The organism is Pseudomonas sp. GW822-FHT03F08 (assembly GCF_058801265.1).
In genome coordinates, this window is record NZ_JBXANC010000003.1 from 521,857 (window position 1) to 534,444 (window position 12,588).

Below are 12,588 nucleotides of genomic sequence, written 5' to 3' on the forward strand. Positions count from 1 at the left end.
CAAGGGCTATATACTCTTGGTAAGTTACGAATCGTAAGTTACGTTTGGTATATAAGCGATGTCAACCACTGAAATTCCCGAAGCCGCCCAGCCCCGCCGACGCCTGTCCCGGGAAGACCGCCAGCGCCAGTTGCTCGACATGGCCTGGCAATTGATTCGCGAAGAAGGCACCGATGCCCTGACCCTGGGTTATCTGGCGGAAAAGGCTGGCGTGACCAAACCGGTGGTCTACGACCACTTCACCACCCGCGCCGGCTTGCTGGCTGCGCTGTATCAGGATTTCGACAGGCGCCAGACCGCGCTGATGGATATTGCGCTAGGCAATTGCGAGGCGACGTTGAGCGGCACCGCCTCGGTGATTGCCACGGCGTATGTCGATTGTGTGCTGACCCAGGGCAACGAGATTCCCGGGGTGATCGCCGCGCTGGCGAGCACGCCGGAACTGGAGAAGATCAAGCGCGAGTACGAGGCGATTTTCCTGGAGAAGTGCCGCAGCGTGCTGTCGCCTTTCGCTGAGGGTGGCGACATTACCCAGGCGGGATTACGCGCCATGCTCGGCGCCGCCGAGGCGCTGTCTCAAGCAGCGGCGACCGGAGAAATCAGCGCCGCACAGGCCCGTGACGAGCTGTTTGCAACGATCGCCGCGATGGTCGAAAGGGCCGCCGCCAGCGCCGCAAAAGCAAGTGACTGACGGTACTTGAGACCGCCACCGTACCTTCCTAGGATGGAGATACGCAGTCGCTTGGTTCGCCAAACCGCTGCGTAGGTGCAGGTGCCCTGAACCCCAATCAAGCCCGCACTTTGTTTCACGCGCATCTTGAGCCTCACGGGCTCTACTCCTCCCTATCAAAGAGTCTTGAGGCTCTTTTTTTGTCTCTGAAAATCAGTCTTCAGGTTCGCGACGGATCGAACGCCACGTGGCTTGCGCCAGTAACTCGCGATAAGCCTTCGGACTGCCCTTCACCCGCCCGGACAACCATGCCCGGCAATAGCTGTCCGCCTGACCGACGATCAGCGATGGCAGCAGCTCGGCGGGACACTCATTGAGTTCGGCGGCGCGCCCGGGCTCGCTCAGCCAGGTGCGCAGGCTGAGATTGCGCGTCTTGTTGCGGGCGGCCAGTTCGTCCTTGTGGGGGCCCCGGGTCACGGCATAGCGCGCGTGATACTGGAACCGCGCCCATTCCGGCTGGTTCTCGACCCAATCCACATAGCTGAAGACCAGCGCCTGCACGCCCTCTTCGGTGGTCGTCGCGTCGGCCAGATACGCATCGCGCAGGCGCGCCTGATCCTCCAGGGCGGTGAAAAACAACGCGGCCACCAGCCCTTCCTTGTTGCCGAAATGGTGATAGATCGCCCCGACACTGGTGTCGCACTCGGCACGGATCATTTCGATGGTGGTGGCCTCGATCCCCTGTTCGTTGAACAGGCGCAAGGCCTTGCGAAAGATGTCGCGCTTGAGTTCGGCCCGGCGGCCGGGGTAGCTGCGCTCGAGTAGATCTGCGGTGTCCATGGGGTTGAAGGCCTTGTAAATCCGGTTGAAAGGCACGCCCGTGCCGGTAATCGAAACGCGCCTAGGTTGACAGATTTCCCACGGACAGAATACCGTTCCGTTACAGAACAATATTCTGTTACGGAACATCATTCTGTGAATCTCCTAATCGCGAGGCTTAACCATGAGTCAGTTTCTCAGCATGTTCACCAGCGCCGGCCCCCAAGCGTTCAGCCAGATGGCCTGTCAGGTCGCGCCGTATTTCAGCAGCATCAATCCGTTGGTCAGCGAACTGCGCGCAGGTTCGGCGACGGTACAGGTGCCGTTTCACCGCGAGATCACCAACCACCTCGGCACCGTGCACGCCATTGCCATGTGCAACGCCGCCGAACTGGCGGCCGGGATGATGACCGACGTGTCGATTCCCGCCGGTGCACGCTGGATTCCCAAAGGCATGACCGTCGAGTACCTGGCCAAGGCCAAATCCGATGTGACCGCCGTGGCCAATGGCGAAGCGCTGGACTGGCAGACCGAAGGCGACAAGATCGTGCCGGTGGACATCCACGACGCAGAAGGCAAGAAAGTGTTCACGGCGCGAATCACCATGAACGTGAAGCTGTCCTGAAATCCCAGGCACAAAAAAGCCCTTGTTGCCGTCATCGCAACAAGGGCTTTTTGCCGTTGGCCGGATCAGTGAACGGTCAGGCGCTGGCGGACAAACTCTTCGGTGTGCCGCGTGACTTGATCCAGATGCCGGTCACGCTGTTTCTCGGCATCGACCATCGCCCGTTTGCCGTGCTTTTGCAGGAGGTAGGTGTGGATCTGCTGCACTTCGAGCGAGCGGTAGATCGGCGTGGTGTCGATAAAACCGCGCAAGCCGTTGCTGCGGTAATGCCGGGTGCTCATCAGCACCTGGGTCTCCAACTGGCCCAGCACTTCAAAGCCCAGCGCTTCGAAATACGGGACTTTACCCACGCTGCACGTCAGCTCGGCATGGGGGTAACGCGTCAGCATGTCGGCGATCAACGCCCGGGCCACGCCCTGACGGCGGTACGGTTGTTGCACCGCCAGATACGCCACGTTGCACGCCTCCCAATCGCCCTGCACCGGCAAGTACAACAGGAAGCCGATCACCTGCTCCGGGTCTTCGTCGTCGGTGGCCACCAGCAGTTCCACCTCGGTGCCCTTCTCGCCGTTCAACGCCTCCAGATACAAATGCACCTCGTAGCCGACCGCGTACTGATAGACGTTGTACAGCAGGTTGCTCGGGCCCAGACCGATCGCGCTGATGTCGGTCAGGTAGTCGACCACCATTTGCAGGATCTGGCTGTTGACGCTCTCGGGGCACGGGGATTTGTAGTGGGTGATGCGGGGCATGGCGGGTGGACTCCGGCGGTAAAACACAAGCTGCCGGGCGGGTTGAGCGACCGGCGAACCGCGACATCATACCCTGTGCAAGCCTGACAAAAATTTCATCTGCCCGAGAACGGATCTTTCGCCGATCTGGCGTCCAATTCTTCAGCTGCGTTCATTTCCCGACGCAGGCCCTGAGGAGTTGTCATGAACGTTCTGCGTTCCCTGTTCAAATGGCGAAAAGCCCTGCTGCTGGTGCCGCTGACACTGGCCGCGCTGGCCAGTACCCCGGTGTTTGCCCAGCCCGAAATCATCATCCGTGAAGCCCCGCCACCGATGCGTATGGAACCGATGCCCGGTGCACGGCCCGGCTATGCCTGGGATCGCGGCCACTGGCGCTGGGAAGGCCGAGGCTACACGTGGGTGCCCGGCCACTGGCAACCAGTGCGTCACGGCGCACGCTGGAAACCGGGCCACTGGCAAGCCCGCGGGCCGAACTGGTACTGGATTGAAGGTCATTGGGTGCGTTGATTGCTCGCCTGCCCGCCCACGTCATCCACCAGGAACATCGTCATGTCGAAAACCCTGAAAACCTTGCTCGCTGCCTCACTCGTGGCAATCACTCTGTCGGGCTGCGTCGTCGAACCGGTCCGCCCGCACCGGCCACCACCGATCGTCGAAGTGGTCCCGGTAATGCCTGCGCCGGGTTATCACTGGGTCGCCGGCCATTATCGCTGGGCCGGCAACCAATGGCGCTGGGTGCCGGGACATTGGCGGGCGTATTGAGGCCGGTCACTGCGCCGGTGCAACGACCTTGAACTTGATCGCGATGTCGTTCGAAACCACGGTGTCGGCCCACTCCCCGGCACCGAGGCCGAATGCGTCGCGCTTGAGCACGAGTTCACCGTCGAAGATGCCGATGCTGCTATCGGGTTTCAACTGCACCGGCACCTGCACCTCGCGGGTGACACCTTTGAGCGTGAGTCGGCCGGCAACCAGGTAATGGTTTTCATCGACCCGACTGAAACGGGTCGATTCGAACACCGCCGTCGGAAACTTTTGCGTGTCGAACCACGCCGGTTTCACCAGCTCCGTGTTGGCGTCTTCGCTGCCGGCGTCGATGCTGGTGAGGTCGATGTGCAACGTGGTGCGGGCGCTGCCCAGACGCTCGGTGTCGAAGTCCAGCGTCGCATCGAACTTGCCGAACGTGCCGTACATCCGCGAGCCCATCTGGTTGTAGGTAAAACTGATCTGGCTGGCGGTGGTATTGACCCGGGTGTACTCCACCGCCTGCGCCGCCGGCATGACGATCAGGCAACACACAGCAACCAACAACAATCGAATCGACATGGGATGCTCCGGTGCCTCGATGGGCCTCGACTGACTTAAGCAAACATCGGGCGGTTATGCCACTTCACCGTTCATGCGCGCCTTCAAGTAACCGATCAGCGCCGTCACCTTGGGCGACGGCAGATGTTCGCGAGCCGTGACCGCGTTGAGATCCTGCGGCGGGCCGATCCACTCCGGCAGAACCCGGATCAGGCGTCCGGCCTGCACATCGGCTTTCATGCTCAGGTCCATTCCCAGGCTCAGCCCTTCGCCTGCCAGTAACGCATCGTGCAACAGCGCCGGGTCGTTGGCGAGGATGGTGGGCTCGACTCGATAGTCTCTCAGGCGCGCCCCTTCCCGACGCAACGGCCAGACATAACCGACATCGCGCCGTGCCTGATGCAGCGTCAACGTTTGATGGTGAAGCAATTCTTCCGGAGTTTGCGGCGTACCGTGATGCGCGAGGTATGCCGGGGCCGCGTAAATGCCCGTGGGGAAACTCGCCAGCCGGCGGGCGATCAGGCTCGAGTCCGGCAATGCTCCCAGCCGCAGCGCCACGTCGATCTCCTCGCCCACCAGATCCATCGGTACGTGGGAGGCCAGAATCTCCAGGCGAATTTCCGGGTACGCCTGACGAAACCCCGCCAGCAACGGTGCAAACCAACTCACCCCGAATGAAAACGGCACCGTTACCCGCAACCAGCCACGCGGCCCGTCACGCAATTGATGCACGGCCCGTTCGGCATGTTCGAGGGTGTCGGCGATGGTTTTGCACTGCTCGTAATACACCGCGCCCGCCTCGGTCAGGCTCAACTGGCGGGTGGTGCGGCGCAGCAGTTGCACACCAATGGCCTGCTCCAGCTCGCGCACCCGGCGGCTGACCGTGGTTTTCGGAATCTGCAAGGCGTGGGCGGCAGCGGTGAAACTGCCGAGGCGCACCACGCAGACAAACACCAGCGTGTCGTTCAAATCGCGGATCATTTCGGGCCTGCCTGAGGACAATGGATTGTGCCACTCATGGCACATTTCATGCCGCGATTATGGGCTAATCACCTGAGACCCTGCGACCTAATATCGACGCTCCCTCTCGGAGTGATACCCATGAATCTCAACGAATACGCCGAACACGATGGCATTGGCCTCGCGCAGTTGGTTGCGTCCGGCGAAGTCCACGCCAAAGAGCTGGCCACACTGGCCATCGAAGCGATACAGCAGGTCAACCCATCGATCAACGCGATCATCGAACACTGGACGCCGACGGCTGCCAGCGGCAGTGGCCCGCTGGCCGGGGTGCCGTTTCTGATCAAGGACCTGGCGATCACTGCGGCCGGACGGCGTAATGAACTGGGTAGCCGACTCGCGCAGGGTCTGGTCGCAGAAAGCGATTCCACGCTGATGCAACGCATCAACGCCGCCGGGCTCATCACCCTCGGCCGCACCACCACCCCGGAAATGGCGTTCAGCACCGAAACCGACTCCCTCCTGCAAGGCCCGACCCGCAATCCGTGGAACCCGCAACTTTCCGCTGGGGGCTCGAGCGGTGGCGCCGGCGCGGCTGTCGCCGCCGGCATCGTACCCATCGCCCATGCCACCGACGCGGCTGGATCGATCCGCGTTCCGGCAGCCTTCAATGGTCTGGTGGGCCTCAAGCCGACGCGCGGCCGCAGCTCCCACGGGCCATTGATGGATGAAGTGTTTGCCGGGCTCGGCGTGCAATTGGGCCTGTCGCGGACAGTGCGCGACAGCGCGGCACTGATGGATGTGGTGCAGGGCTGTGCGCCGGGAGATCCTTATTACACGGAGGCCCCGGCCGAAGGCTTTCTGTCTCAGGTCGGCCGCGATCCCGGGCGGTTACGCATCGGCTTGCTCGACACGCCGTGGAACGGGGCCAGCATCGATCCCGATACCGCCGATGCCACCGCTCGTGTTGCCCGTGAACTTCAATCCCTCGGCCATCAGGTTGAAACCGTCCGGGCACCGCTCGGTTTGTCGTGGGACGCCTTCGTCGAAGCCAATGCACATATCTGGTGTGCCAGCCTGGTGCGCTGGATCGACCACCTCGCCGCTGCAACCCGGCGCCCTGTCGATCGCAGTTCCCTGGAACCGGCCACCCTCGCCTGCTACGCCTTCGGCCAACAATCGCGCGGCACGGATTTCGCCGCCGCGCTGGAGGTGCGCAACAGCATCGCCCGTCAAGTGGCTGGGTGGTTCGAGGACATTGATGTACTGCTGACCCCGACCCTGCCGCACCTGCCCCAGGCCATCGGCACCTACAACCACGACGCCGAAACCATGAACGGTCGGCAATGGACGGCGCGGGTCTTCGAGCATTCGCCCTTCACGCCGGTGTTCAATGTCGCGGGAACCCCGGCAATTTCACTGCCGCTGGGCATGTCCGGCAACGGCCTGCCGATAGGCCTGCAATTTGCCGCACGCTTCGGCGCCGATGACCTGTTGTTGCGCCTGGCCGGGCAACTCGAACAGGCCTTGCCGTGGCAGCATCGTCGGCCACTGATTCGGGTCGGCAATCCGCGTTGACACCCCTCCCGCCGCCCACAAAAAAGGGCTGTCCCTCACAGGACAACCCTTTGCGGATCGGGCCGCTCGATCACTTGCGATCCGTCAAACCAGCCGCTCGATTTTCTGATGCTGCCAGACCAGTTTGTAGTACAGCGTCTGCAGCACCAGCATCCCGAGGTACGCCACCGGAAACGCCATCCACACGCCCTGCAAACCAAACTGCCCGTCCAGCCAGTACGCCGCCGGCAACTGCACGCCTACCACGCAAATGATCGCGATCGCGACGGGCACCAGCACCGTGCCGCTGGCGCGCATGATCCCGCCGATGATGGCCTGGAAACCGAAGATCAACAGGCTCCACAGCATGATGTGCAGCAAGTGCTCGGCCATCGCCCGGGTCGAGTCCTCGGTCAGGAACAGCCCCAGCAGCCAGTGCGACAACAGGTAACCGAGCACGATCAAACCACCGGTCAGGCACACATTGATCCACAGTCCGGTGCGCAGGATCGGGCCCATCCGTTCCAGCCGCCCGGCACCAATCGCCTGGGCGCCGAGGATCGACGCGGTGATTGCAATCGACAGCGCTGGAAACTGCACATAGTTGACGATCTGCGTCACCGCGCCATACGCCGCCGTCGCCTGGGAGCCGTGCTGGTTGACCAGCGCCAGAATCACCAGCTCCGACAGCGACAACACAATCATCTGCACCCCGGTCGGCAGACCGATGCGCAACACCTTGCCGAGAATCTCGCCGTCCAGCCGCAACGCCCCGAAGAACTCCCGGTCCGGCGCCAGTGGATGGCCCTTGCGGATCAGGCTCCACGCCAGCCATGCCATCGCCGCCAGCGTACCGGCCAGCCCGGCGAACGCCGCGCTCTGAATCCCCAGTTGCGGCAAGCCCAGCCATCCGCGAATGAACGCCGGGGTCAGCGCCAGACCGACCACGGTCGACAGCAGCAGAGCCAGCATCGGCGACAGCGTGTCGCTCACCCCGCGCAACAACTGGGTGAACAGCACGTACACCAGCACAAACGGCAAGGTCCACATCATCACGCGGGCATAGGCCACCGCATCGTCCAGCACATCAGCCGGCGTCCCCAACCCCTGCAACACCTGACGCGCAAACACACTGCCCAGCACCGCCGCGACCAACCCGATCAACACCCCCAGCAACAACGTCGCCCCGGCAATCGCCTTCACCATATGCGACTCACGCGCGCCCCACGCCTGGCCGATCAACACCCCCGCCCCGGCGCCCAGACCGATGACCAGCGCGATGAAGAAAAAGATGATCGGAAACATCCCCGACACCGCCGCCAGCGCCTGAGTGCCGAGCATCTGGCCGATGTAGATGCTGTTGACCGTGCCGGACATCGACTGCAGGAAGTTCGACAGCACCATCGGGGCAAGGAACAGCAGGTAGGTTTGCCAGAGGGGTTTTTGGGCGGGGTTTTGCATTGAGGGTCCGTCTCGGGTGGGAGCGATGGGGAGAGTCTAAGGTATGCAAAGCGCTTCAGGTCGTACCCGTTTGCATTAAAACTTCGTAATCTCCACCTCTTGCCCAAAATGGAAGTGAACCGATCCCATGTCCCGCGTCTCGACCCTGCTGACCTCTACCCTTTTTGCCGTTCTGGCGACGACATCCAACGCCGCCCCGACACCAGCGCCCCAATCGCTGCAAAGCCTGCTGAGCACCCTGAACGAACGCCTGAACATCGGCGATCTCGTCGCCCTGACCAAGTGGGACAGCGGCAAGCCGATCCAGGACAGTCCCCGCGAAGCCCAGGTCATCGCCAACGCCCGAACGCTGGCCACTGAACGCAAGCTTGATCCAGAAGACGTGGCGCAGTTGATCGCCGCGCAGATGGAAGCCAACAAGCTGGTGCAATACGGTTTGCTGGCGAAGTGGCAAGCGGCGGGTGCCGCGCCGGACACACCGCGCCCGGATCTGGGCAAGCAGATTCGGCCGCGCCTGGATGAGCTGCAATCCCGCCTGTTGCAGCAATACGCCGACTTCACGCCCTACCGCCGCGACCCGAATTGCCCGGTATGGCTGGCCAAGGCGCGTAGCGGTTTGACTCATGACGGGTTGCACGAACTGGCCCTGACCCGCGCCACCGGGGAGCTATGCGTTCGCGCGACAGCCCCGTGAATCGGGGCTCAGGCATCCATCGCTGGCGTCGATAGTCACCATCACGTCAATGAAGTTCTCATAAAAAATCCCGGGCGTAAGATCGGCTCCATACCAAACAAACAACACCCCGGAGCACACGATCATGAAACGCCAAATCCTTCTCGGCATCGCTTTCTCGGTTCTTGCAGTCAACGCTTTTGCAGCCAAACCCGCTCACACCATGATCGCCGAAGGCGGTTCGGATCGGTTGATCGAACACCGTGTAGCAGAAGGTGGTTCGGATCGTCTGCAAGAACGCCGCGTTGCCGAAGGTGGCTCGGACCGTCTGCAAGAGCGCCGTGTAGCTGAAGGTGGCTCGGACCGTCTGCAAGAGCGCCGTGTAGCCGAAGGTGGCTCGGATCGTCTGCTGGAACGTCGAGTTGCCGAAGGTGGCTCGGATCGTCTGCAAGAGCGCCGTGTAGCTGAAGGTGGCTCGGATCGTCTGCAAGAACGCCGCGTTGCTGAAGGTGGCTCGGATCGTCTGCTGGAACGTCGCGTTGCTGAAGGTGGTTCGGATCGACTGATGGAACGCCGTGTTGCCGAAGGTGGTTCGGATCGTCTGATGGAACGCCGCGTCGCATGACTTGACGGCCCAATCGCAAGAAAAAGAAAAGCCCGGCCTGATCAGCCGGGCTTTTTCACATCCAACCATCGCTTACTGAGCGGTTTTCAGCTTGACCACGTCACCGGAGATCTTGGTGGTGTAGCCGGTGAGGACCCACGCCCAGAACCAGTTTTCCTGGACTTGGGTGTTGATCATGGCGTCGCCGCCACGGGCTTTGATCGCGGCAGTCTGGGCGCGCACGAAGCGGCTGTTTTGCTGGATCGGGATCACGCCGAACAGCAGCAGGCCGGTGGCGGTCGCTTCACTGTGGCCAATCACGGTGTATTGGCTGCTGTCGTATTGTTTGGTGTTCATCGCGGTGCCGGTGCAACCTGCCAGAACCACACCGAACAGTGCGGCGGCGACTACTTTGCTGAGGTATTTCACTTCAAGACTCCATGGGTATAAGCCCGGGATCCATCTCTCGGGCGGCGCACACTTTACTGGAGGCAGTGGCACATTGGTATCAACCTGACAATATTTCATGAAGCGTGTTTCATGTAACGCTGTCGGTTTAATCGCCGACAGCGTTACCTCTTCAACTTCAAGTGTTGGTCTTGAGTTTGGTCCACAACCGCGTCGTCAACCGGGCAATCGCCGCCGGCAACTCTTCCACGGTGAACAATTTGTCCATCACCTCTTTAGGCGGATAGATCGCCAGATCCTGTTTCACCGCCGGTGTCAGGAACTCATTGGCCGCCGCGTTGGGGTTGGCGTAGTGAATGCTGTTGCTGATGTTGGCGATCACCTTGGGTTCCAGCAGATAGTTCATGTAGGTGTAGCCGTTCTTCTCGTGGGGCGCGTTCTTGGGCATGACCACCATGTCGAACCACAACGTCGTGCCTTCGTCCGGGATCGAGTAGGCGATATCGATACCGTTTTTCGCTTCCCTGGCACTGGCGGCCGCCTGGACCACGTCGCCATTAAAGCCGATGACCGCACAGACGTTACCGTTGGCCAGATCGCTGATGTACTTCGACGCATGGAAGTACTGCACGTAAGGGCGGATCTTGAACAAGGCCGCTTCGGCTTTTTTGTAATCCGCCGGTTCATGGCTGTGTGGCGGCAAGCCCAGGTAGTTGAGGGTGATCGGTAGTACCTGAGTCGGGTTGTCGATGATTGCCACGCCGCACTGGCTCAACTTCTTGATGTTGTCCTCTTCGAAGAACATCTTCCACGAGCGGGTAACGTCCGTGTTGCCGAAGATCGCCTTGATCTTCTCGACGTTGTAACCGATGCCGGCGGTGCCCCACATGTACGGATAACCGTATTGATTGCCCGGGTCGTTGACTTCGAGTTTCTTCATCAACTGCGGATCGAGGTTCTTCCAGTTCGGCAGTTGCGACTTGTCGAGTTTCTGGATGGCGCCGGCCTTGATCAGCCGCGACAGAAAGTGGTTCGACGGACTGACCACGTCGTAACCGGTATTGCCGGTCATCAACTTCGATTCCAGCACTTCATTGCTGTCATGGATGTCGTAAATGGCCTTGATGCCGGTGTCTTTGGTGAAGTTGGCCAGGGTGTCGTCGGCGATGTAGCCGTTCCAGTTGGAAATGTTGACCGCTTCGTCGGCAAGAGCGCCCGCCGAAGCCGTTGCGAGCAAGACCGCCAGGGAAAGTGTATTGACGCGCATGTTCTGTCACCTGAATTGAGTGGCTTTTGTTCTTGTGGGATGTGCGGAATTTCAGATTTCTGTTCTGGCCCTGACCGCCTCCACGCGCATGCGAAGCATGGCACCGATATCGAAGAAAGGTCGCGGCGGCAGCCAGCCCGGTTCGGCCCGTTGCATCACCGATTGCAGCAAGGGCGAGTCGATGCCCGACGCCAGCTCCGCCAACAGCCGTCCCCACAGGGTTCCGCGCGCCACGCCCGAGCCGTTGCAACCGGCCACGGCGAAAACGCCCTCCTCAACCCGGTCGAAATACGCCTGGCCGCTGCGGGTCGCACTCAGGTGGCCCGTCCAGGTGTAGCGAATGTCTTGCTCGCCCAAGAACGGAAAACGCCGTTGCAGACCGCGCACATGATGTTGCCGCCGCAGGACCAGCTCGCTGTTGGACAGGTCCCGCGTGCGGTATTCGGCGGTGTTGCGAATCATCACCCGGCGATCCGGGGTCAACCGCACGGTGGCGCCCAGCGGCCGGGTCGACAGCACGCCCCACGGCTCGACCGAACCGATGGCCGCGAACTCCTGATCCGTGAGCGGACGCGTAAGGCTGGCGCTCAACTCCATCGGGAACGTGGCGCTGTCGTTGATGCCGACGCGGGGAATGAAGGCATTGAGGCACACCAGCACCTGCTTCGCCTCGATACTGCCTTCGGCACCTTGGGCGCGTAGATGCCCCTGGCCGACACGCTCAAGACCCGAAATGTCGGTGTTCTCGAACACCGTGACGTTGTCCGGGAGCGCATTGAGCAAGCCCTTCACGTACTTGGCCGGTTGCAGCAGCGCATTGCCATTGCCGCACCAGATCGCGGCCTGATAGTGGCGAGTGCCGAGCTTCTGGTTCAGCGCCTCGCCTTGCAGAAACTCGGCGCGGGCACCGAGGGCGCGCAGCGTGGCCAGTTTCGCGTCGACCTGATTGAGCTTGGCCGGGTCGTTCACGGCAAAGAAATACCCACTGTCGCGGAAGTCGCAGTCGATCGCGTGTCGGGCAATGCGTTGGCGGACTTCTTCGCTGGCGGCGCGGGAAATCGCCGTGTCGACTTCAAACCTGGCAAAACCTGCGGCGCCGATCAGTTCGCTGTCGGCCGGGTGTTCATGGGCGACGACAAAACCCGAGTTGCGCGCCGACGCGCCCTGCGCCGCCGATTGCCGATCCACCACCACAATCCGCGCCTGGGGATGCAGTTGCGCGAGGTTATGCGCAGCGCTGAGCCCGGTGATGCCTGCCCCGATCACCAGCCAGTCGGCTTTTTGCGCTCCGCTCAGGCGACCGCGTGCCGGGGAGTTTCCGGCTTGCGCGATCCAGCCACAGATATTGTCCATGCATCACCTCATTCGACTGTCGTTCGGCGACTTGCCTTCTTCTGATGGCCATGCGTGAATCGCATGCCCGTGTTGTGAAGACAGCCGCCAGAGCTAGAATCTATAAGGTCTTCAAACGCCTCACCAACGCTAAG

15 protein-coding genes are annotated in these 12,588 nt (G+C 61.6%); 7 read left to right on the plus strand and 8 right to left on the minus strand.

Features of this window, described 5'->3' with window-relative positions; genetic code table 11:
* The first annotated feature begins 58 nt into the window (after positions 1–58).
* Positions 59–691, plus strand: a complete 633-nt coding sequence (locus AC1RME_RS09490) for a TetR/AcrR family transcriptional regulator (RefSeq protein ID WP_096822605.1) — start codon at positions 59–61, stop codon at positions 689–691.
* Positions 692–883: 192 nt separating this feature from the next.
* Here the strand turns inward: AC1RME_RS09490 and AC1RME_RS09495 are convergent, their stop codons facing one another.
* Complete coding sequence (locus tag AC1RME_RS09495) at positions 884–1,510, minus strand: TetR/AcrR family transcriptional regulator (RefSeq protein WP_096822654.1); 627 nt, start codon at positions 1,508–1,510, stop codon at positions 884–886.
* 163 nt (positions 1,511–1,673) lie between these two features.
* Between AC1RME_RS09495 and AC1RME_RS09500 the strand changes: the two genes are divergently transcribed.
* Positions 1,674–2,114, plus strand: a complete 441-nt coding sequence (locus AC1RME_RS09500; protein ID WP_096822606.1) for a hotdog fold domain-containing protein — start codon at positions 1,674–1,676, stop codon at positions 2,112–2,114.
* Positions 2,115–2,179: 65 nt separating this feature from the next.
* Here the strand turns inward: AC1RME_RS09500 and AC1RME_RS09505 are convergent, their stop codons facing one another.
* Complete coding sequence (locus AC1RME_RS09505; protein ID WP_096822607.1) at positions 2,180–2,866, minus strand: GNAT family N-acetyltransferase; 687 nt, start codon at positions 2,864–2,866, stop codon at positions 2,180–2,182.
* 183 nt (positions 2,867–3,049) lie between these two features.
* Here AC1RME_RS09505 and AC1RME_RS09510 point away from each other — a divergent pair, with 183 nt between their 5' ends.
* Both AC1RME_RS09510 and AC1RME_RS09515 read left to right on the plus strand, forming a co-directional pair.
* Complete coding sequence (locus AC1RME_RS09510; RefSeq protein ID WP_096822608.1) at positions 3,050–3,373, plus strand: YXWGXW repeat-containing protein; 324 nt, start codon at positions 3,050–3,052, stop codon at positions 3,371–3,373.
* Between the two features lie 42 nt (positions 3,374–3,415).
* Positions 3,416–3,628: a YXWGXW repeat-containing protein gene (locus AC1RME_RS09515; protein WP_096822609.1), complete on the plus strand. Its 213-nt coding sequence runs from the start codon at positions 3,416–3,418 to the stop codon at positions 3,626–3,628.
* 6 nt (positions 3,629–3,634) lie between these two features.
* Here the strand turns inward: AC1RME_RS09515 and AC1RME_RS09520 are convergent, their stop codons facing one another.
* The gene (locus AC1RME_RS09520) at positions 3,635–4,192 is read right to left on the minus strand and encodes a YceI family protein (RefSeq protein WP_096822610.1); all 558 of its coding nucleotides are present in this window, start codon (positions 4,190–4,192) and stop codon (positions 3,635–3,637) included.
* Positions 4,193–4,246: 54 nt separating this feature from the next.
* Entirely contained in the window at positions 4,247–5,152 is a 906-nt protein-coding gene (locus AC1RME_RS09525; RefSeq protein ID WP_096822611.1) for a LysR family transcriptional regulator, read from the minus strand.
* A gap of 120 nt (positions 5,153–5,272) precedes the next feature.
* Here AC1RME_RS09525 and AC1RME_RS09530 point away from each other — a divergent pair, with 120 nt between their 5' ends.
* Positions 5,273–6,709 carry an amidase gene (locus AC1RME_RS09530; protein WP_096822612.1) on the plus strand — a complete coding sequence of 479 codons (1,437 nt, stop codon included), beginning with the start codon at positions 5,273–5,275 and terminating at the stop codon, positions 6,707–6,709.
* An 84-nt stretch (positions 6,710–6,793) separates the two neighbouring features.
* Here AC1RME_RS09530 and AC1RME_RS09535 read toward each other — a convergent pair whose 3' ends face one another.
* Entirely contained in the window at positions 6,794–8,149 is a 1,356-nt protein-coding gene (locus tag AC1RME_RS09535; RefSeq protein ID WP_096822613.1) for an MATE family efflux transporter, read from the minus strand.
* Positions 8,150–8,276: 127 nt separating this feature from the next.
* Here AC1RME_RS09535 and AC1RME_RS09540 point away from each other — a divergent pair, with 127 nt between their 5' ends.
* The gene (locus AC1RME_RS09540; protein WP_493091040.1) at positions 8,277–8,843 is read left to right on the plus strand and encodes a chorismate mutase; all 567 of its coding nucleotides are present in this window, start codon (positions 8,277–8,279) and stop codon (positions 8,841–8,843) included.
* A gap of 124 nt (positions 8,844–8,967) precedes the next feature.
* Positions 8,968–9,447 carry a phage infection protein gene (locus tag AC1RME_RS09545; protein WP_096822615.1) on the plus strand — a complete coding sequence of 160 codons (480 nt, stop codon included), beginning with the start codon at positions 8,968–8,970 and terminating at the stop codon, positions 9,445–9,447.
* A gap of 72 nt (positions 9,448–9,519) precedes the next feature.
* Here AC1RME_RS09545 and AC1RME_RS09550 read toward each other — a convergent pair whose 3' ends face one another.
* The 3 genes from AC1RME_RS09550 to AC1RME_RS09560 all read right to left on the minus strand — a co-directional run bounded on the left by AC1RME_RS09550 (position 9,520) and on the right by AC1RME_RS09560 (position 12,454).
* Complete coding sequence (locus tag AC1RME_RS09550; RefSeq protein WP_096822616.1) at positions 9,520–9,855, minus strand: hypothetical protein; 336 nt, start codon at positions 9,853–9,855, stop codon at positions 9,520–9,522.
* Between the two features lie 157 nt (positions 9,856–10,012).
* The gene (locus AC1RME_RS09555; protein WP_096822617.1) at positions 10,013–11,101 is read right to left on the minus strand and encodes a polyamine ABC transporter substrate-binding protein; all 1,089 of its coding nucleotides are present in this window, start codon (positions 11,099–11,101) and stop codon (positions 10,013–10,015) included.
* A 51-nt stretch (positions 11,102–11,152) separates the two neighbouring features.
* Positions 11,153–12,454, minus strand: coding sequence for an NAD(P)/FAD-dependent oxidoreductase (locus AC1RME_RS09560; RefSeq protein ID WP_096822618.1), 1,302 nt, complete (start codon positions 12,452–12,454; stop codon positions 11,153–11,155).
* Between the last annotated feature and the right edge of the window lie 134 nt (positions 12,455–12,588).

What these genes read in the sequence shown, in the direction of transcription:
- AC1RME_RS09515 (WP_096822609.1), top strand. Translation starts at nt 3,416, where the DNA reads ATGTCGAAAACCCTGAAAACCTTGCTCGCTGCCTCACTCGTGGCAATC.
- AC1RME_RS09490 (WP_096822605.1), top strand. Translation starts at nt 59, where the DNA reads ATGTCAACCACTGAAATTCCCGAAGCCGCCCAGCCCCGCCGACGCCTG.
- AC1RME_RS09545 (WP_096822615.1), top strand. Translation starts at nt 8,968, where the DNA reads ATGAAACGCCAAATCCTTCTCGGCATCGCTTTCTCGGTTCTTGCAGTC.
- AC1RME_RS09525 (WP_096822611.1), bottom strand. Translation starts at nt 5,152, where the DNA reads ATGATCCGCGATTTGAACGACACGCTGGTGTTTGTCTGCGTGGTGCGC.
- AC1RME_RS09555 (WP_096822617.1), bottom strand. Translation starts at nt 11,101, where the DNA reads ATGCGCGTCAATACACTTTCCCTGGCGGTCTTGCTCGCAACGGCTTCG.
- AC1RME_RS09560 (WP_096822618.1), bottom strand. Translation starts at nt 12,454, where the DNA reads ATGGACAATATCTGTGGCTGGATCGCGCAAGCCGGAAACTCCCCGGCA.
- AC1RME_RS09520 (WP_096822610.1), bottom strand. Translation starts at nt 4,192, where the DNA reads ATGTCGATTCGATTGTTGTTGGTTGCTGTGTGTTGCCTGATCGTCATG.
- AC1RME_RS09505 (WP_096822607.1), bottom strand. Translation starts at nt 2,866, where the DNA reads ATGCCCCGCATCACCCACTACAAATCCCCGTGCCCCGAGAGCGTCAAC.
- AC1RME_RS09495 (WP_096822654.1), bottom strand. Translation starts at nt 1,510, where the DNA reads ATGGACACCGCAGATCTACTCGAGCGCAGCTACCCCGGCCGCCGGGCC.
- AC1RME_RS09510 (WP_096822608.1), top strand. Translation starts at nt 3,050, where the DNA reads ATGAACGTTCTGCGTTCCCTGTTCAAATGGCGAAAAGCCCTGCTGCTG.
- AC1RME_RS09500 (WP_096822606.1), top strand. Translation starts at nt 1,674, where the DNA reads ATGAGTCAGTTTCTCAGCATGTTCACCAGCGCCGGCCCCCAAGCGTTC.
- AC1RME_RS09535 (WP_096822613.1), bottom strand. Translation starts at nt 8,149, where the DNA reads ATGCAAAACCCCGCCCAAAAACCCCTCTGGCAAACCTACCTGCTGTTC.
- AC1RME_RS09530 (WP_096822612.1), top strand. Translation starts at nt 5,273, where the DNA reads ATGAATCTCAACGAATACGCCGAACACGATGGCATTGGCCTCGCGCAG.
- AC1RME_RS09540 (WP_493091040.1), top strand. Translation starts at nt 8,277, where the DNA reads ATGTCCCGCGTCTCGACCCTGCTGACCTCTACCCTTTTTGCCGTTCTG.